Below are 18620 nucleotides of genomic sequence, written 5' to 3' on the forward strand. Positions count from 1 at the left end.
CCGGTCCGCCTCGTCTTGTCAACCGGAGCATTCGGCTTCGTGGCTCAGCACGGCCAACAACCTGTTCATCAGCGAAGCGCAGGCGGAGCCGCAGCTTCCGGAGGCGACGGAGCGGCTGCCGGCCAGGCGTTGTGAACGTCGCCTCCGTCATCGGAACAACCAGCTGCATCAGGAAGAGGAAAACACATCATGCAGAAGCGTGCGTTGGTCGTCGGGCTGGGAATCGCGGGCATGTCCGCGGCGATCGGGCTGCGCCGAGCGGGATGGACGCCCGTGATCATCGAGCGGGCCGCCGAGCGTCGAACCGGGGGCTACTTCATCTTCTTGTTCCCGGAGGGTCGGCAGGCAGCTGCCGACCTGGGCATCGCCGACCACCTGCACACCCGCAACCCGGCGTGGAAGGAGGGCGGGAACACCTGGGCGCTGGATCGCCGCGGCAACCCGAAGCCGGAACTGGGGTTCCTGGACCAGCCCGGTCCGGCGGCGGTGTTGCGTGGCGACATCGAGGCCGCGCTGTGGCAGAGCATCACCGACGATGGTGTCGAGGACCCCGTCGAGGTGCGGTTCGCCACCACCCCGATCGAGATCGTCCAGAGCGCCGACGGAGTGCAGGTCCTGCTCGGAAGTGGCGGTTCCGGCGTGCAGTACCGCGAGACGTTCGATCTCGTGGTCGGAGCGGACGGGCTCCGCTCGACCGTGCGCCGGATGGTGTTCGGCCCGGACGAGGACCACCTGACGGATTGGAACGCGATGGTGTGCGCTTTCCAGCTCAAGGAGCAGGTGCCCTCGTTCGCTCCGACCGACACCGTCGTCGTCCCACGCGCCAAGCGCGCGGCGTGGGTGTTCGGATTCGCTGATCACGCGCCCACGACACTGCTGACGTACCGGACCGATGACATCCGGAAGCAGTTCAGCGGGTCGCGGATCGAGCAGCTGCGGTCGGTCTACTCGGGAATGGACGACCCGGTGGTGCGTCACGTCCTGGATTCCCTGGAAGATGCCCCCGACGTCCTGTTCGACTCGGTCCACCAGGTGCGGATGTCGCGGTGGAGCTCGGGCCGGGTGGTCCTGCTCGGTGATGCGGCGTGGTGCCTGACCACCTACTCGGGCATGGGGGCCTCGGCCTCGCTGTGTGGCGGCGCTGCTCTCGGCAAGGCCGTGCAGGAGCACCCCGACGATCTCGACGACGCTCTGAACGCGTGGGAGACCGGGCTTCGTCCGTTCATCACCGAGCAGCAGCGCACCGCGAAGATCAAGCAGCAGAGGTTCGTTCCTTCCAGCAAACCGGCAGCGGCGTTGCGCGCGTTCGTCCTCGGTGTTGCCCGCAGGATCATCCACCGCCGACTCAACGCCGAGTCGTCTGAACGTCCGGCTCCGGCCGTGTCAAGCGCGCAGTGAGCGCCGGGTCCCCGAAGTCGCTGTGTTGGAACAAGAGGACATCATGCTTCACTACTCCGTTTCCGCCTTCTCCGCAGCGCCCCGGGAAGCGATCTGGGCGCTGCTCGTCGATCCCGAGTCGTGGCCTCGGTGGTCGTCGCTGGGCGAGCTGGATCGAGAGCGCTCGGCAGACCTCGATCCGGCCGGACGTGATCAGGTCGGAGCGGTTCGCGCATTCCGCAAGGGCAAGAACGTCAGCCGGGAGCAGATCACGGAACTGCAGGAGCCGGCCTTGTTCGCCTACGAAGCAGAGTTCCTGCCGATCATCCGCGACTACCGGGCCCGAGTCGAACTGCACCCCACCGACGGTGGGACCCTCATCCAGTGGCGGGGCCAGTACACCACGTCGTGGTGGTCGCGCTGGTTCACGCAGCGCCTCTTGCAGCGCCTCGTACAAGGGCTGGCCGATGACCTCGCCGCGGACGCCGCCCGGCAGAACAACCGTACGTGACGACAGCGATCGGTCAGGCCGCGTGGCGTCGGCTCACCGGCCGCAGCCGGATGCGGCGGCGCGGACCGGGCTGGTCGGCGTGCTGAGGGGAGTCGGGTGAGCCGGCGGTGTCGGTGGAGTCGCTGTTCCGCACCGGTGTGCGGTCGCCAGGATCTCGGTCGCGGAAGTGCACGAGGGCGAGCAGGGCGAGGCCGACGAGCAGCAGCGAGTGGGACAGGACGCGGCCCGCGGTGGCCGCGCCGGTGAGCAGGTCGCTGGCCGAGTAGGGGATGAGCACGGCGACGAACGCGGCGGTGACGGGCAGCAGGCCCGCGGTCGCGGCGGGGCGCAGCGCCGCCCAGAGCAGACCGAGGCCCAGTGCCAGGTTCCAGGCGGTGCTCTCGTTGAACAGGTGGCTGCTGTCGACACCGGTGGCGTGGGCGCCGTGCGGGGACGCGCCGGTGCCGAGCACCTGGGCGAGGCCGAGGGTCAGCTGGGCGATCGCGACGCCGCCCAGCAACGTCCGGGGCAGCCAGCCGCGTGGCGCGGGCGGGGTGATCGGGGGAGCCGCGTCGAGGATCTCCGCTGCCAGGTCCGGCACCGGGGTCGCCGGCCGCACGCGGAGGGTGCGGGTGAGCGCGGTGGCGGTCTCGTGCCATTCCCGGCAGTCCGCGCACGTCTCCAGGTGCGCGTCCACCTGGTCGGCGGGCACGCCTTCGTCTTCCCCGTCGAGTCGCGCGGACAGGGCTTCACGGCAGGTGCTGCAGTCCACGTGGACATTGTCGGTCATGTGGCCCACCTGGTTCCCGGCGATCCGTGAGCGGAGGCGCGCCCGGCCCGCGGCCCACCCGCTCGCCTGCCGGGTGTGCGCGCTCACCGTCGAGGCTGGCTGGGAGCGCTTCACGGACGATTTGGCCGGACACGCTCCACTGGTCGGTCCGAATGGCCGGTGAGTTCCCGAAGTCGTGACCGTTACGATTCGGCCCCGTGAACTCCGCCGATGACGAGGTGACCCGCTGGGCGTTGCAGGCCCGCGGGGGTGACCGGGAGGCCCTGGAGCGGTTCGTGCGGGCGACTCAGCGCGACGTGTGGCGGTTCGTCGCCCACCTCGCGGACGTCGGCGTGGCGGACGATCTCGCCCAGGAGACGTTCCTGCGCGCGTTGCCGAGCCTGCGGCACTTCGAGGGCAGGTCGTCGGCGAGGACGTGGCTGTTGTCGATCGCCCGGCGGGTGGTGGTCGACCAGGTGAGGATGACCCGGTCCAGGCCCCGTGTCTCGCCGGGGGTCGACTGGGTGCAGGCGGCGGACCGCGGGCAGGGCACGTCGTCCGGCTTCACCGAAGCCGTCGAGCTCAACGTCCTGCTCGACGGGCTGGCCGCGGACCGGCGCGAGGCGCTGGTGCTCACCCAGGTGATCGGGCTGGGCTACGCCGAGGCCGCGGAGATCGTGGGGTGCCCGATCGGGACGATCCGCTCGCGCGTCGCGCGGGCGCGTGAGGACCTGGTCAGAGCCGCCGGGCAGGACGCCAGCGAAGCCGGCTGAGATTCGCCGGGAACTACCCCGGCCGGGTGAACGACCTGTGGCACGTGACCGCGTTGTCCCTGCTGCTCGAGGGAGTGCATTGCCGCTATGGCAGGCATTCCGCCGTCCACTCCGTCGACCTCGACGTGCCCGCGGGTGCTCGAGTCGCCCTGATCGGTACCAACGGCTCCGGCAAGTCGACCCTTCTGCGCGCGGTCCTGGGGTTCCAGCCGGTCTCCGGCGGGGTGATCGAGGTCGGCGGCCGGCGGGCGGGGACCTCGGCGCAGTGGCGCAGGCGGCGCGGCGAGGTGGCGTGGATTCCGCAGCTGCGGTCGACCGGCCGGTTCCCGTTGCTGCTGGGCGAACTCCTCGACAGCAGCGGTGACGGTGCGGCCGCGCGTGAGGCGGCCGCGCGGCTGGGCCTTGCTGGGCTCGAGTCGCGCGGGGTGCACACCCTGTCCGGCGGGCAGGCGCAACGAGCGTGGCTCGCCCGCGCCGTCGGTGCCGTGGCCGCGGGTGCCGGGATGCTGCTGGCCGACGAACCCACTGCCGCACTGGACTTCGCCGGGCAGGAGAAGGCCGCGGCAGTGCTCACCGAACTACCGGTGACGCTCGTGGTCGCCACCCACGACCGCGCGGTGGTCGATGCGTGCGACCGCGTCGTGGAGATGGCCGCCGGAAGTCTGCGGGAAGTCGCGTGATCGCGGAGCTGCTCGCGCTGGTTCCGGTGCAGCGCGCGGGTTTCGGCCTGCTGCTCGGCGCGATCGCGTTGCCGCCGGTCGGGGTGCTGATCGTCGGTCTCGACATCTACCCGGTGCGCTTCGCGATCATGCACGTGGCGTTGCTGGGCAGCGCCACAGGCCTGCTCACCGGCACGGATCCGTTGCTGTGGGCGCTGGTGCTGTGCGCGCTGGCGGGCGGTGGGCTCGCGCCGTTCGCCACGACCCCGGCGGGTCTGTCCGGCGCGATGGGCTTGTTGATGAGCCTCGCGATCGCCGTCGCACTGCTGGTGTTGTCGATTTCCGGTGTGAACGCCAACGGTGCGTTCGAACTGTTGTGGGGATCCATCCTGTCGACCCGGCCGGTCGACCTCGTTGTGCTCGCGGTGCTGGCGGTGGTGATCCCTGCGCTGTTCTGGTGGCGCCGCAGGGATTTGTCGTTGCTGTTGCACGACCGGGAACTCGCCGCCTGCTCAGGCGTGCGCACCGGTCCGTTGACGACGGCGTTGCTCGTGGTGATCGCGGTGTCGATCGCCGGAGCCGTCAAACTCACCGGCGCGCTGCTCGTGGACGCGCTGACGTTGCTGCCCGCGCTGGCCGCGCGGCGCATCGGCCGCGGGCTGACCGGCATGGTCGTCGCGTCCATCGTCATCGGACTCGTCGTGGCCGTTGCCGGACTGCTGCTCGCACTCGCGCTGGACCAGCCGCCCGGTCCGGTGCTCGTCCTGCTGGCCGGCGTGATCGCCCTGCTCGCCCAGTTGCTACCGATGAGGAGAACCTGAACCGTGAAGATCAAGCTCGTCGTGATCGGCGCGTTGCTCGCGCTGACTGCCTGCGGCGGCGCGCAGACGACGACGCCCCACGCGACCCCGGACGCCCCGGCGGGCAAGAAGGTCGTGGCGGCGACGGCGTGGGAGGCCGCGCTGGCCAAAGCCGCGGGCGCGACCGACGTGAAAGTCGTCGTGCCGGCGACCGTGGCGCACGCCGCCGACTACGACCCCAAGCCGTCCGACCTCGCCGCGGTCGCCACGGCGGATCTCGTGCTGTACGCGGAGTTCGAGGGGTTCGCGGCCAAGCTGAAGGAGGCCGCGGGCGGTTCGGCGAAGGTCGAAGCGGTGAAGCTGGAGAACGCGCCGGAAGTGGTGCGCGCCGAGGTGACGCGCCTGGCCGGGCTGCTCGGCACGACGCCCGCCGCGCAGGAGTGGCTGAAGAGGTTCGACAGCACCCTGGCCGAGGCCAAGACGCAGGTGAGCGGCTCCTTCCCCGGCGGTAGGGCGCCGAAGGTGGTCAGCCACGCGTTCGTCGCCTACATGGCCGCGATCACCGGCGCCGAGATCGTCGGCACGTTCGGCCCGCAGCCGGTCACCCCGGCGCAGCTCGCCGAGTTGTCGGGCAAGCAGCCGGACCTGGTGTTCGACAACGTGCACATGTCCACCGGCACCGTGCTGCCCGGTTCGTCCGCGAAGCAGGTCAAGATCGTGAACTACCCCGGTGAAGACCTGGATCTCCTCGGCGTCTTCAAGACCAACGCCGAGGAGATCTCCAAGGCCCTCAAGGCCTGACGAGGTCCTGCACGGCGCGGCGGTCGACCTTGCCCGCCGCGCCGAGCGGCAGCGCGTCGACCACGACGAGGTGTTCGGGGAACTTGCGCGGTTCCAGACCTTGTGCCGCCAAGTGCGCGGTCAGATCCTTCAGCGTCGGCGCCGGATCGGCCACGACGCACGCGCACAGCCGCTCGCCCAGCACCTCGTCCGGCACCGGCACGCACACCACGTCACGCACCGCGGGGTGAGTGGCGAGCAGTGCCTCGACCTCCGCGGGGCTGATGTTCAGGCCACCGCGGATGATCACGTCCTTGCGTCGCCCGACGACGTGCAGGTAGCCGTCGGCGTCGATGCGACCCAGATCGCCGGTGCGCACCCAGCCGTCCGGTGTGCGGTAGCGCTCGTCGAGCTCGGGTGCGCCCACGTAGCACATCGGGGACATCGGGCCGAGCGAGACGATCTCACCGACCTCACCGGGCGGGACGTCGCGCAGCGAGTCGTCCACGATCCGCAGCCGGGCCACGGCCGGGTTGGGGCGGCCTGCGGTGTCGGCGTGGCTGGGCGGGTCGCTCAGCGCGGTGTGGCAGTTGACGCCGTCCGCCGAGCCGTAGACGTTGACCACCGTGCAGCCGAGCGTGTCGCGGACGCGTGCGGCGGTCGTGGCGTCGAGGGCGGCACCGCCCAGTGCGACCACCCTCAGGCTGGAGGTGTCGAACCGGTGGAGCTCGGGGGAGTCGGCGATCATCCGCAGCATCGTCGGCACCGCCAGGACGTGCGTCGGCCGGGCGCGTTCGATCATCGCCAGCGCCGCGGTCGCGTCGAACCTGGGCAGCAGCACGAGCGTGCCGCCGTGCACCGCGAGCGTGACCGACGTGCCGTTGCTGCCGTAGGACGAAGCGAGCGGCACCATCACGTAGTTGCGCAGCTCCGGGGTGTCGCCGATCAGCTCGCCGACGAACCGGCCACGGCCGCCCACGAGTGCGTTGTGCGAGTAGAGGACCATCTTCGGGGCTGCCTCGGAGCCGGAGGTGACCAGGATCCGCGCCGGACCGTCAGGGTCGGGAGAAGCGGGGGAGAACCGGGCGGGGTCGGCAGCCAGCAACGCCGCCACGGGAACGCAGCCCGCGGGTACCGGGCCGTCGCCCGCCGCGATGACGGTCCGCAGCTCGGGCAGCTCACCGGCCAGCGCGCGGGTGCGCCGGGCGCAGGGGTGGTCGCCGTAGAACGTCGTGGTCACCACGGCGACCGCACCGGAACGGCTGAGCAGGCTCGCCGCCTCCCGGTCGCCGCGACCGACCGGGTAGGGCAGGCAGATCGCGCCCAGCGCGGCGATCGCCAGGTCGAACGCACAGGCCAGCCTGCCGTTGGGCAGCTGGACGCCGACGACGTCACCCTGCTCCACCCCCATGCCCGCGAGGCCCACGGCGAGCGAGCGGGCCATCAGGTCGAGCCCGGCGTAGCTGATCTCGCCGTCCGCGTCGACGATCGCGGTGCGGCCGGGGTCGGCGAGCACGTGCTCGCGGAACAGCGAGTACAGGTCGCGGTCGCGGTAGAGACCTTCGGCGGCCCAGCCACGTCGGACCTCGTAAGGCACCAGGTCGGCCAGGTGCTTCACGGCGGCGGTTGCGGCGAGTGTCACAAGAACCTCCACGGGGAGCCGAGTGCCGGACAGCCGCGGTCGTCGCGGCCCAGAACAGCGGCGAAGCGGGGATCACCCAGCAGTGCCGCGAGATCGGTGACCACGTCGACGCCGTCGATGCGGCCGTCGACGGGGACGCGGAAGCCCGGTGCCGGTCGTTCGCGCGCACCGGCGAGCAGCGCGCCGGCGGCGCCGAGCAGGCTGCTCTCGACGGCGACGCCACGGCCGGTGAGTCGCCGGGTGAGCACGCCGGCCAGCACCGCCTCGGCGCCGATCAGCCCGCCGAGCACGTCCACCAGGGTCATCAGCGACGGCGCGGGGTCCTCATCGGACGGACGTACGAGCTCGGCCAGACCGGTGCGGGCCTGGACCATGAAATCGGTACCCAGCGGGACGTCCGGCAGATCACCGCCACCCCAGCCGGAGGTGTGGGCGTACACGATGCCGTCCGGCAGGTCAGGCGCAGCGAGCCGCCACTTCTCCGCGTTGCCCGGTGCCCAGTTGTGCAGGAACACGTCCGCGTCCGCCAGTTCGTCGCGCAGCCGCTGCCGGTCAGCCGGGTCCTTCAGGTCGATCTCGACGGCGCCCTTGCCGCGGTTGAGCGCGAGCCAGCGGGCCGAGACGTCCCGGCACACCGGCGGCATGCCGCGCAGCGGGTCACCGCCCGGTGGCTCGACCCGGAACACGGTGGCGCCCAGCAAACCCAGCAGATGCGCGGCCATCGGTGCCTGGACGCGCCGACCTGCTTCGTAGACCACGAGTTCCACGCCGTCCCGCGTAGCGCGGCCTTCGGTGGGCTCGATGCGCCACGGAACCGCGATCGGCTCGATCGGGCCGTACAACGCGCAGACGCTCGCGCCGCTGACGGCGGCGGCTTCGGTGATCTTCGTGAACGTGGCGGCACGGGTGGCCGTGTGCAGTGCGTCGGGGATCGGGGCGGCCGCCGTCGCATACCGGAACTGGTACGGCTTCCAGCCGCCGCGGATCGCCACGCTGTCGGTGCCGAGCGCGGTCCAGAACGCCGCCCACACCTCGGGCACCAGTGCCTCGACCTCGAACCGCACGCCGTCCGCACTGACGAACGGCGGGCCACCGGGCCGCAGATCGACCGCCTCGGCCTCGTCCGCCCCCGCGGCGGCGAGGTACTGCGAGACCGTCAGCAACGCCGCCTCGGCGACGCTGGTCCGCACGCGCGGTTCGCCTCGCAGGACCGCGGCCAGCAACCCGGTCATCGCGAGCACGCCCGCCGCCGCGCCGCAGTAGTCGACACCGATGCCACGCGGTGAGCCCGAACGCCTGCCGTGCACGTGCATCACACCGCACGCGGCTTGGATGGTCGCCTCGTCGTGCAGCCCGGGAACCATCACCGGTCCGGCCCAGTCCACCGTCACCGCGTGCCGATCACCGTTGCGCAGCACGACAAGCGCCTCGGCCGCGTACTCGGTGGAACCGTCGTGGACCTCCGCTCCCAGCGCGCGGAGATGCGCGCGCATCAGGCGTGCTGCCGCGCTCGTGCCCGAGACCGACGCGGTCGCGCCCTCCAGAGCCGAGGCGTGCACTGCTGTGGCTTCCGTCATGACTGAGAGGTCGTACGGCTAACCGTCCGGGTTCCCACGATGGTGTGATGTGACGGTGGCAGGTCACAATGCGTTGCGCCGGTTCGTGGACGAGATCGTCATCCCGGCTGAGCCCGAACTGGACGCGGGTGGAGGCCTCGAGCTGCGCACGCTCGCCCAGGACGCCGGGTTGTGGGCGCGGCCGCTGCCGGCCGAGCTGGGCGGTGGTGGTCAGCCGCTGGCCGACTACTTCGCCGTGGCCGAAGACGAGGGTCGCAGCGACCACGGCCCGGACGTCGTCGGATCAGCCAGCCTGCTCACCGTGCGGATGCTCACCGCCCATGCCCATCCGGAGCTGCAAGACGCCGTACTGAAAGACCTCGTGGCCGGCCGTGTGCACGTGAGTTACGCGATGACCGAGCCCGGGGTCGCGGGCTCGGACCCCTCCGGGCTGCGCACCACCGCCGAACGTGGCGCGGACGGCTGGTGGACCGTCACCGGCCGCAAATGGTTCACCAGCGGCGCCGCGCGGGCAGACCTGGTGCTGGTCGTCGCGCGCACCGGCGACGCCTTCTCCATCGTCGCCGTGCCCGCCGGTGGGTTCCGGGTCGAACGGGAGCTCGACGTCCTCGGTACCGGCGGACAGCACGAGATCTCCTTCGACGCGGTCCGGGTGCCGCCGACCCACCTGATCGGCGAACCGGGGCAGGGCATGCGCCTGGCCGGCGAACGTCTCGCGCTCGGGCGCACGCTGCGGGCGTTGCGCTGGACCGGCCAGGCACAGCGATGCCTCGACCTGCTCGCGGACCGTGCGGTGTCCCGGGCGCTCGGCGACGGCGTGCTGGCCGACCGGCAACTGGTGCAGCGCCTGGTCTTCGAGTCCGAGCTGGAGGTGAGGTCGGCGCGTCTGCTCACCCGTGAAGCCGCCGCGCTGGTCGCCCTCGGCGAGCGTGCGCCGGTCGAGGTGAGCCTCGCGAAGGTCGCCGCCGCACGCGCGTTGAACACCGCGGTTGACACCGCGATCCAGATCTACGGCGCGGAAGGGCTCACCGCGGCAACGGGCCTGCCGCGGCTGCTGCGCGTGGCGCGGGCCGCACGGATCCTCGACGGCGCGGATGAACTGCACGTCACCACTACCGGACGCCGGTTGCTCACCAGGCGTCGGGAGGCACCAGGCCGGTGACGACGGCGGCGCCGAGGAACGTGAAGAACTCGCCCCACACGACCTTCAGCCCCGTCAGGCCGTCGTACTCGGCGCCTTCCGGCAGGGTGCGCAGCAGTCGCTCGCCTTCACCGCGCTCGCCTGCCTTCAACAGCGCCACAGCGGCGATAGCCTGCGCGGAACTGTCCTGCGTGGACACGTTCCACCTACCTGGGTTCGTGAGCAACAGCCAGGCCTTGCCCCTCGGCCAGGTCGGGGCGAGGTGCGCGTGCGCGTCCCGGTGGCGGCGGGCGACGTCGCGGTGGCCGTAGGTCTCCAGCAGCGGAACGACTCCGGCCGCCCCGTCCGCGCGTATCGCAGGGCCGTCTGCGGAGAATGCGGTGCCCCACGGGATCGCGCCCAGCTCCGGGTCGAAGCTGCTCGCGAGGCTGTCCGCGACCTTCGCCGTGCTGGGGCGCGGCGCGATGAGGCCCAGTCGTTCCGCGCCGCTGCCGTACCAGAAGATCATGCCGCGCAGCACCGTGTCCGCTTCCGCCCACACGTCCAGCCGATCCCGTACCGGTGCGACGTCGCCGGCTCCGGTGGCGAGCCTCCGCAGGGTGAGCAGCCCGGCCCAGAACCCGCCCGTCCACGACCCGCGAGCGGAGGTCTTCCACCGCCCGTCGTGGAGGTAGAGCGGAAACCGTTCCCCGGTAGCGGCTTCGGTCTCGTCGACCTGATCGCACATCCGGCGCACCAGGTCGTGCGCCCAGCCGTTCACACCGTCACGGCGGTGCGCCGCGTGACCAAGAAGGCGATACCCGCCGCCACCCCGAACGCGATCCCGACGGTGACCCACAGCCAGGTGTGACCGGCCCGGCCCACCACGAGCCCGGTCAGCGGCGGCCCGGCGGCGAAGCCGCCGAAGAACCCGGACGACGCCACCGCCGCCGCACGTCCGGCGAGCTTCTGCGGCACCGCCCGCATCACCGCCACCATCGACACGGCGTTGCCCGCCACCGCGAACACGCCGATCCCCGCCGCCCCGAACCACACCAGCCAACGCGCCTGGTCCGCGAGCGCCACCACCGCCACCGCCACGACGGCTCCCAGTCCCAGCAACGGCAACACGGCGGCGGGGTCGTCCGCCCTGCCGGCCGCACCGCTCCACCACACCCGGCCCGCGATGCCGGCCAGTCCCATCACCGCGATCAGCCAGGCCGCGACCGGCACGGACAGGTCGAGCCGTTGCACGCCGTGCAGGGCGAAGAACGTGTTCACCGACGCCAGCCCGAACCCGAGCGCGAACGAGAACGCCGCCAGCGCACGCACCCGGTCACCCACGCCGTCACCGGGCCCGCTCCTGGCAGGAAGCGCGGGCACTGTGAGCCGCGCGGTCACCGCCGCACCGACCAGACACAGCACCGCGAGCAGCCCGACACCCCAGCGCCAGTCCGCCACCGCGGCGAGCGGCACACCCGCCACCAACGCACCCAGCTGCACACCGGACTGCTTCCAGCCGGTCACCGGCCCGCGGTGCTCCGGCGCCACGGCCGCCAGGACCACCTTGTTCGTCGCGGGGTTGGCCAGCGCCTGCGGGATGCCGCCCAGCGCGACCCCCGCCGCGATCCACCAGGCCGATCCGGCAACCGCCAGCACCGTCAACGCCACCGCGCTCACCAGGAACAGCCCGACCAGGCTGCGCTGGGGCCCGACGCGGTCCACCAGTGACCCCGCGGGCAGCGACAGCAGCGTCGCCACCCCGAACCCGGCCGCGACCAGCGCGCCGAGCTGCCACTCGGCCACCCCGAGCTCGGCGACCAGCACCGGCCCCAACGCGCCCAGCACGAACAGTTGCAGCATCGACACGGCCATCGCGGCCGTGGACACCGCGGTCACGGCAGTCCTCACACCTCAGTGGTCGGATGCCGCGGCAGGGGAGTTCCGGCTGGACCCGGACGCGGCGGTCACCTGCGCCAGACAGTGCCCCTCCGTTCGTACTCCAGCACCGTCTCCACCCGGTGCGCGGTCTGGGCGCCGAGGAACCGTTCCAGCAGCCACAGCGCGACCTCCAGGCCGGAGGTGATGCCGCCGCCGGTGATCAGGTCGCCGTCGTCGACCACGCGCGCGTTGATCACCGTCGCGCCCTGCGCGGCGAGGTCGGTCTTCGCCCCGTTGTGCGTGGTGGCGTTGCGGCCCCGGGTGAGACCGGCCGCGGAGAGCAGCATCGTGCCGGTGCAGATGCCCACCGGCAGCACGTCCGCAGCAGCCAGGCGACGCAGGAACGACTGGTCGGAGATGAGCCGGCGCACGCCTGGCCCGGTCTTGTCGAGGTAGCCGCCGCCGGGCACCACGAGCAGGTCGGCGTCCTCGGGCGACCAGCCGCGCGCGACGTCGACCTTCGTGCCGTACGTGCACGTGACCATTCCCGGCTTGCCCGTGGTGACCTGGGTGGTGCGCACCGCGCCGCCCGACATCTTCGCGGCCAGGCCCAGCACCTCCACAGGCGCCACGAAGTCCTGTTCCTCCACGCCGTCGAACATCAGCACCTGCACGCGCAGCGGGTTCGCCGCCGAGGCGGTGGCGCTCGCCGCGCCCGCGATACCCGCGGAAAGTGCCGATGCCCGCAAGAAAGTCCGGCGTTCCACGATGGCCTCCTCAAGTCGGTGTCCACCTACAGGTCGGTCACCGCTTCCGTCCGGTTCCCGAGCTGGTTGCGCAACCGCAGGCTGTTCGCGACCACCAGCACCGATGACAGCGACATCGCCGCGCCCGCGATCAGCGGGTTGAGCAGACCGAAAGCCGCCAGCGGGAGCGCGGCGGCGTTGTAGCCGAACGCCCAGAGCAGGTTGCCCCTGATGGTGGCGAGCGTGCGGCCGGCGAGCAGGACCGCGTCCGCGACGGCGTCGAGGTCCTCGCGCACCAGGACGACGTCGGCGGCCTGGGCGGCGATGTCGCTGCCGTGCGCGATCGCCATACCCAGGTCGGCGGCGGCGAGCGCTGGACCGTCGTTGATGCCGTCACCGACCATCGCGACGTGACACCCCTGTGCGCGCAACCGTTCCACGGCGGCAACTTTGTCCGCAGGCCGCACGTTCGCGATCACGTCACCAATACCGATCTCCGCCGCGACGGCCCGGGCCGCGGCTTCGTGATCACCGGTGAGCAGCACGGTGCGCAGACCGAGCGAGTGCAGCCGTGCGATCGCGCCACGCGCGGACGGGCGCACGGTGTCGCGCAAGGCGATACCCCCGACCACCTCGCCATCCCGGGCGACCAGCACCCCGGTCGCCGGGCCGAGGCCGGAAAGCCACCCCGCCGCCGTCGAAGGCACCGTGATGTCCCAGCTCGCCATGAGTTCCGCGGACCCCACGACCACCGGCGCGCCCTCGACTTCACCGCGTGCGCCCGCCCCGACCAACGCCTCGAAACCGGTGACCGCGGGCACGTCGGCACAGGCCGCGGCGATCGCCACGCCGATCGGGTGTTCCGAGGCGGCCTCCACCGCGCCCGCCCACCTCAGGACGGCCTGCTCGTCCACGTCCGCGAACGACCGCGTCCGCGCGACCTCCATGCGGCCGGTGGTGACGGTGCCGGTCTTGTCCAGCACGACGGTGTCCACCGCACGGGTCGCCTCCAGCGCCTCCGGCCCCTTGACCAGGATGCCGAGCTGGGCGGCGCGGGCCACGCCCACCATCAGCGCGGTCGGCGTGGCGAGCCCGAGCGCACACGGGCAGGCGATGATCAGCACGGCGACCGCGGCGGTGAACGCCTCACGCGTGGAGTGGTCCGTGAGCAGCCATCCCGCCAGCGTCAGTGCCGAGAGCACCAGCACGACCGGCACGAACACCGCGCACACCCGGTCCACCAGACGCTGCACCGCCGCCTTGCGTTCGGCCGCCCGCTCGGCCAGTGCCCGCATCTGCGCCAGCTGCGTGTTCGCCCCGACCGCCGTCGCCCGCACCACCAGCCGACCGGCGCTGTTGAGCGTGCCACCGGTGACCTGGTCGCCGGGCCCCACCTCGACCGGCACCGGTTCGCCGGTCATCGACGCCGTGTCGATCGCGGAGTACCCCTCGGTCACGACACCGTCCGCGGGCAGGGCCTCACCCGGCCGCACCACGAGCAGATCTCCGGCGAGCACGCGCGCCGCGGGCACCGTCGTCTCGACTCCGTCACGCAGCACCCTGGCGTCCTTGGCCGCGATGCCCGCGAGCGCGGTAAGGAGGCCCACCGCCGAACGCCGCGACCGCAGCTCGAAGTATCGCCCGGCGAGCAGGAACGTCGTGACACCCGCGGCCACGTCGAGGTACACGGCGTCCGCGCCCTCCGCCGTCACACCGAACCCCAGCCAGTAACCGGGACCGGACGATCCCGCCACGAGCGACCACAACGCCCACCCGAACGAGGCGAGCACGCCCAGCGACACCAAAGTGTCCATACTGGACGCGCCATGCCGCAGGTTGCGCAACGCCGCACGGTGGAACGGCCACGCCGAGTACGTGACCACCGGCAGCGCGAGCAGCACGCACAACGCCTCCCAGCCGGCGAAGCGCAACGCGGGCACGAGCGCCAGGCTGATCGACAGGTTGCCCAGCGGGATCGCCAGCACCGCCGCGACCACGAGCCTGCGCCGCAACCCGGCAACGGTGTCCTGGGCCCGCTCGCGGTCGTGCCCGGCCACGGAGGCGTCATAGCCTGCGTCGCGCACGACCTGCACGACGTCGGCGGTGCGCATTCCCTGCGGCACATGAACGATCGCGCGTTCGGTGGCGTAGTTGACGGTGGCGCGCACGCCGTCGACCTTGTTCAGCTTGCGTTCGATCCGCGTGGCGCAGGCCGCGCAGGTCATACCGGACACCGACAGTTCGACGGCGTCGTCCGTTGTGGTCGTCATGACAGGTCAGTTCTTCCTTCCGGAAAGCTCCGCGAGCATCGCGTTGTAGGCCGTCAGCCGGTCGTCGTGCCCGGTGTCGGTGGCGCGGTCGAACCGCACGGCCTCGCGCCGGTCCGCGACCGCCCACTGCCGCAGCAGGGCGAGCACGACGACCAGCATGGGAATCTCCCCGGTGGCCCAGGCGATCCCGCCGCCCAGGCGCTGGTCGGTGAGAAGATCGGGCACCCAGGTGAGGCCGAGGGTGCGGTAGAAGAACTCGGCGATCACGGTCTGGTGGTTCATCAGGACCACGCCGAAGAACGCGTGGAACGGCATCACCGAGAACAACAGCCCGAGCCGGGCCAGGTGCGGCAGCGTGCGCGGTGCGCGGTCGACCCCGATGACGAGCCAGAAGAACACGTAGCCGCTGAGCAGGAAATGGATGTTCATCAGCTGATGCGCCCAGTGCAAGCGCATCGCCGCACCGAACAGCTCGGAGAAGTACAGCACGTAGAAGGATCCGACGAACGTCGTCGCGGCCACCGCGGGATGCGCGACCAGCCGCGCGGCGCGGCAGTGCAGCAACGCCGCCACCCACTGCCTCGGCCCCGGCGGCAGCACCCGCAACGCCAGCGTGGCCGGCCCGCCGAGCACGAGCAGCACCGGTGCCAGCATGTTGAGCGACATGTGCGCGACCATGTGCATGCTGAACGTGCCCGCCGCGTACCTGCCGACACCGGACGACGTCACCACCAGCACGACCGCGCAGCCCGACAACCACGCCACCGTCCGGCCGACCGGCCACCCGTCACCCCGCCGGCGCAGCGTGCGGACAGCCACGACGTACACCACCGCCAGCACGACGGCACCCAGCCCCAGCACGAGATCGAGCCGCCAGCCCAGAACCAGTTCCGCCGGCGTCGGCGGGGTCGGCAGCTCGTAGCCGAGCACCGTCTCCTGAGGCGAAGGCCTGCGGACGAACCACGCGGGCGGCACGAGGTGCGTGAGCCCGGCCGACGCGCCGATCGCCAGCCCCACCGCCACCAACTCCACGCCGAGCGGCCGGCACACACCCCAGCGCGCCCGCAGCACCGGCACGGCCGCACACACAGAAAGCTTGAGCAGCAACAAAACGACGTAACCGCTGTGCAGTCCGGCAGGCCCGGTCAGCACCGCACCGACCACCGATCCACTCAGGACAAGCACGACCAAGCACCACGTCGTGAGCCGGTGATAGCGCCGCACGACGACATCGGTGGCGCTGGTCCCGGGCCGGCGCAGATACGCCCGCAGCGCGACGAGCGAACCGATCCACACCGCGGCCGCCGGGATGTGCCAGACCATGGCGTTGGTCGCGACGTCGTGCCACGCGCCGTTCGCCACATGACCCGCGACGACCGGCGCCAGCACACCGACGGTCGCGGGCACGAGCCACAACACCGAGGTCGTCCACGTCAGCGTCCCCCGCGCACCCACCGCCACGACAGCGGCGGCCACAGCTGAACAGACCCAGGCCTTCGGTTCCTCGGTCGCCGCCACGAGCCCGCCGAGGTGGTCGAGCGCCACCGCTGCGGACTGCCCCGACGCGTCCGCAGCGGACAGGACGACGGCACAGGTCGCCGCGCAGGCCCACACCGCGGCCGCCGTCGCGGCCGTGCGCACAGCGGCGTACGCGTGCGCGGTCAGCTTGATCCGCTTCGGCGGCGCGGGCACGACGAACGCCGCGAAAGCGAGCGCTCCCACCGCGACGGTGGCGGCGGCGTTCGCGAGCGTGCGCACGATGCCGAACGCCAGCGACGTGAGTCTGCCCGGATCACTGTCTCCCAGAACGGCGTACACGTCACCCGCCCAGAACACGACAACCGTGACGCACAACGCCGAGCCGGCCGACGCCACCGCGACGGTCCTGTCCACCCTCATGCACAGGCGGTCGGGCAGAACTCCGGCTCAGTTCCCGGACAGCCCGAACTACCGGCGTCCGTGTGACGCATCAGACTGCCCACGTGCAAGGATGCCGGAGGTGCGCACTCGATTCGTGCTCGTCATCTTGTTCGACGGTGTGCAGCCCCTCGACGTCGCCGGACCCCTGGACGTGTTCTCGGCGGTGGCGCGTTTCGCCGGAACCGAGGACACGCCGCCGTACGTCGTTCGCACGGCCTCTCTTGATCGTGAAGTGGTGCGTGCCGCCGGAGGCCTGCGGATGGTTCCGGACGTCGACCTGACCGCCGCCGAGGACCCCGACGTGCTTCTCGTGCCGGGTGGACCGGGCGTGGGAGAGGTCGACGGTCGGCTCGTGGCTTGGTTGCGCGAGCGCGCTCCCGGGGCGAGACGGGTGGTGTCGGTGTGCACCGGGGCCTGGCTGCTGGCCGAGGCCGGCCTGCTGGACGGCCGCCGGGCGACGACCCACTGGGAGGCCTGCGCGCATCTGGCCGACAGCCACCCCGAGGTGAGGGTCGAGCCGGAGCCGATCTTCGTCCGGGACGGTCCCGTCTACACGTCGGCCGGGGTGACCGCGGGGGTGGACCTCACGCTCGCCCTGGTCGAGGAGGACTTCGGCCGCGCGGTGGCGCACGAGGTCGCGCGGCTGCTGGTGGTCTTCCTGCGCAGACCGGGCAGCCAGGCCCAGGTCAGCGCGCAGCTTTCCGCCCAGGTCGCCCACTCCGCGCCTCTGCGCGAGGTCCAGCACTGGGCCACCGCCAACCTCGCGGCGGACCTGTCCGTTCCCGCGATGGCGCAGCGGGCCGGCCTGTCACCGCGGCAGTTCGCGCGGGCGTTCGCCGAACAATCCGGGGTGACGCCGGGGCGTTTCGTGGACCTCATCCGGCTGGAGGCCGCGCAGCGCATGCTGGTGGGCACCGATGAAGGCGTGTCGCGGATCGCACGTCAATGCGGGTACGGGACGCAGGAAGGGATGCGCCGCGCGTTCATGCGCGAACTCGGTGTCTCGCCCACGGAGTACCGGCGCGGTCGATCTGATCTTTGACAGGTGGCAGATTCGTTGGGGTGCATGACATAGGCGCCTCGGGCCGGCGGAACTAGCGTTCTTCGCGTTGATCTTCGCGAACTGGAGGGGCACCTACATGCAGGTCGCCATCGTTCTCTACCCCGGCTTCACCTCGTTGGACGTCATCGGGCCCTACGAGGTCCTGGGCCGCCTTCCCGACACCGAGGTCGTCTTCGTGGCCGAGAAGCCGGGCCTGGTCGTCAACGACCTGAAGAGCCTGTCGATCGACGTCGTCGCGACCCTGGCCGACGTCACGACACCCGACATCGTGCTCGTCGGGGGAGGCCCTGGCCAGATGGAGCAGATGTCCAACGACGCCCTGCTCGACTGGCTGCGCACGACCGACAAGACCAGCAGGTGGACGACGGCCGTCTGCTCCGGCAGCTTCCTGCTCGCCGCTGCCGGACTGCTCAACGGCCGCAGGGCGACCACCCACTGGGCCGCGCTCGACCAGCTCGCCGAGTTCGGCGCGATCCCGTCGAAGCAGCGGGTCGTCGTCGACGGTCACTACGCGACCGCGGCCGGCGTGTCCGCCGGCATCGACATGGCCCTGACCCTGGGCGGGCTGATCGCGGGCGACGACGTCGCGCAGACGGTGCAGCTCGTCATCGAGTACGCGCCGGAGCCGCCCTACTCCGCGGGATCGCTCGACTCCGCCCCCGCGGACGTGGTCGAAAGCGCGAGGCGCGTGCTGTCGGGCTGAGTTCACCACCGGACGGGTCAGCCGCAGCGACAGATCGGCGCGCGTCACCT

The 18620-nt window shown here is 71.8% G+C and carries 17 protein-coding genes; 9 read left to right on the forward strand and 8 right to left on the reverse strand.

The window, feature by feature from the left end:
* Positions 1 to 189: 189 nt before the first annotated feature.
* Complete coding sequence (locus V1227_RS05650) at positions 190 to 1398, forward strand: FAD-dependent monooxygenase (RefSeq protein ID WP_329791398.1); 1209 nt, start codon at positions 190 to 192, stop codon at positions 1396 to 1398.
* A 25-nt stretch (positions 1399 to 1423) separates the two neighbouring features.
* The gene (locus V1227_RS05655) at positions 1424 to 1888 is read left to right on the forward strand and encodes an SRPBCC family protein (RefSeq protein WP_329791399.1); all 465 of its coding nucleotides are present in this window, start codon (positions 1424 to 1426) and stop codon (positions 1886 to 1888) included.
* A 13-nt stretch (positions 1889 to 1901) separates the two neighbouring features.
* Here the strand turns inward: V1227_RS05655 and V1227_RS05660 are convergent, their stop codons facing one another.
* A complete protein-coding gene (locus tag V1227_RS05660) occupies positions 1902 to 2657 on the reverse strand; it encodes a zf-HC2 domain-containing protein (RefSeq protein ID WP_329791400.1) in 756 nt (251 codons plus the stop codon).
* Between the two features lie 197 nt (positions 2658 to 2854).
* Here V1227_RS05660 and V1227_RS05665 point away from each other — a divergent pair, with 197 nt between their 5' ends.
* Genes V1227_RS05665 through V1227_RS05680 form a run of 4 tightly spaced genes read left to right on the forward strand, consistent with a single transcriptional unit; the run spans position 2855 to position 5669 of the window.
* Positions 2855 to 3409, forward strand: a complete 555-nt coding sequence (locus tag V1227_RS05665; protein WP_329791401.1) for a sigma-70 family RNA polymerase sigma factor — start codon at positions 2855 to 2857, stop codon at positions 3407 to 3409.
* 26 nt (positions 3410 to 3435) lie between these two features.
* Positions 3436 to 4089 carry an ABC transporter ATP-binding protein gene (locus V1227_RS05670; protein ID WP_329791402.1) on the forward strand — a complete coding sequence of 218 codons (654 nt, stop codon included), beginning with the start codon at positions 3436 to 3438 and terminating at the stop codon, positions 4087 to 4089.
* Positions 4086 to 4889 (forward strand): metal ABC transporter permease, encoded by an 804-nt coding sequence (locus V1227_RS05675; RefSeq protein WP_329791403.1) that lies wholly within the window; start codon positions 4086 to 4088, stop codon positions 4887 to 4889. The genes V1227_RS05670 and V1227_RS05675 overlap by 4 nt, the downstream gene beginning before the upstream one ends.
* Before the next feature lie 3 nt (positions 4890 to 4892).
* The gene (locus V1227_RS05680; RefSeq protein WP_329791404.1) at positions 4893 to 5669 is read left to right on the forward strand and encodes a metal ABC transporter solute-binding protein, Zn/Mn family; all 777 of its coding nucleotides are present in this window, start codon (positions 4893 to 4895) and stop codon (positions 5667 to 5669) included.
* On the opposite strand, the gene V1227_RS05685 is transcribed toward V1227_RS05680, so the two are convergent.
* On the reverse strand, positions 5659 to 7290 hold the full coding sequence (locus tag V1227_RS05685) for a class I adenylate-forming enzyme family protein (protein WP_329791405.1): 1632 nt from the start codon (positions 7288 to 7290) through the stop codon (positions 5659 to 5661). The genes V1227_RS05680 and V1227_RS05685 overlap by 11 nt on opposite strands.
* Positions 7287 to 8867 (reverse strand): CoA transferase, encoded by a 1581-nt coding sequence (locus tag V1227_RS05690; protein WP_329791407.1) that lies wholly within the window; start codon positions 8865 to 8867, stop codon positions 7287 to 7289. The genes V1227_RS05685 and V1227_RS05690 overlap by 4 nt, the downstream gene beginning before the upstream one ends.
* 55 nt (positions 8868 to 8922) lie before the next feature.
* Here V1227_RS05690 and V1227_RS05695 point away from each other — a divergent pair, with 55 nt between their 5' ends.
* Positions 8923 to 10029 (forward strand): acyl-CoA dehydrogenase family protein, encoded by a 1107-nt coding sequence (locus V1227_RS05695; protein ID WP_329791408.1) that lies wholly within the window; start codon positions 8923 to 8925, stop codon positions 10027 to 10029.
* Here the strand turns inward: V1227_RS05695 and V1227_RS05700 are convergent.
* From V1227_RS05700 to V1227_RS05720, 5 genes are all read right to left on the reverse strand, one after another.
* On the reverse strand, positions 9998 to 10768 hold the full coding sequence (locus V1227_RS05700; RefSeq protein WP_329791409.1) for a hypothetical protein: 771 nt from the start codon (positions 10766 to 10768) through the stop codon (positions 9998 to 10000). The genes V1227_RS05695 and V1227_RS05700 overlap by 32 nt on opposite strands.
* A complete protein-coding gene (locus V1227_RS05705) occupies positions 10765 to 11886 on the reverse strand; it encodes an MFS transporter (RefSeq protein ID WP_329791410.1) in 1122 nt (373 codons plus the stop codon). Before V1227_RS05705 ends, V1227_RS05700 begins: the two co-directional genes overlap by 4 nt.
* Before the next feature lie 68 nt (positions 11887 to 11954).
* Entirely contained in the window at positions 11955 to 12635 is a 681-nt protein-coding gene (locus tag V1227_RS05710) for a DJ-1/PfpI family protein (protein ID WP_329791412.1), read from the reverse strand.
* Between the two features lie 26 nt (positions 12636 to 12661).
* Positions 12662 to 14884: a heavy metal translocating P-type ATPase gene (locus tag V1227_RS05715; protein ID WP_329791413.1), complete on the reverse strand. Its 2223-nt coding sequence runs from the start codon at positions 14882 to 14884 to the stop codon at positions 12662 to 12664.
* 6 nt (positions 14885 to 14890) lie between these two features.
* Positions 14891 to 16783 (reverse strand): cytochrome c oxidase assembly protein, encoded by a 1893-nt coding sequence (locus tag V1227_RS05720; RefSeq protein WP_329791414.1) that lies wholly within the window; start codon positions 16781 to 16783, stop codon positions 14891 to 14893.
* Between the two features lie 91 nt (positions 16784 to 16874).
* Between V1227_RS05720 and V1227_RS05725 the strand changes: the two genes are divergently transcribed.
* Complete coding sequence (locus V1227_RS05725) at positions 16875 to 17846, forward strand: GlxA family transcriptional regulator (protein WP_329791415.1); 972 nt, start codon at positions 16875 to 16877, stop codon at positions 17844 to 17846.
* A 67-nt stretch (positions 17847 to 17913) separates the two neighbouring features.
* The gene (locus V1227_RS05730; protein WP_329791416.1) at positions 17914 to 18570 is read left to right on the forward strand and encodes a DJ-1/PfpI family protein; all 657 of its coding nucleotides are present in this window, start codon (positions 17914 to 17916) and stop codon (positions 18568 to 18570) included.
* Positions 18571 to 18620: the final 50 nt, after the last annotated feature.

Origin of the sequence: Lentzea sp. DG1S-22 (assembly GCF_036321065.1) — a bacterium.
GTDB lineage: Bacteria > Actinomycetota > Actinomycetes > Mycobacteriales > Pseudonocardiaceae > Lentzea > Lentzea jiangxiensis.

Excerpts from the sequence above, each read along its gene's own strand:
- V1227_RS05650 (WP_329791398.1), top strand. The coding sequence starts at position 190 with ATGCAGAAGCGTGCGTTGGTCGTCGGGCTGGGAATCGCGGGCATGTCC.
- V1227_RS05660 (WP_329791400.1), bottom strand. The coding sequence starts at position 2,657 with ATGACCGACAATGTCCACGTGGACTGCAGCACCTGCCGTGAAGCCCTG.
- V1227_RS05690 (WP_329791407.1), bottom strand. The coding sequence starts at position 8,867 with ATGACGGAAGCCACAGCAGTGCACGCCTCGGCTCTGGAGGGCGCGACC.
- V1227_RS05715 (WP_329791413.1), bottom strand. The coding sequence starts at position 14,884 with ATGACGACCACAACGGACGACGCCGTCGAACTGTCGGTGTCCGGTATG.
- V1227_RS05720 (WP_329791414.1), bottom strand. The coding sequence starts at position 16,783 with ATGAGGGTGGACAGGACCGTCGCGGTGGCGTCGGCCGGCTCGGCGTTG.
- V1227_RS05725 (WP_329791415.1), top strand. The coding sequence starts at position 16,875 with ATGCCGGAGGTGCGCACTCGATTCGTGCTCGTCATCTTGTTCGACGGT.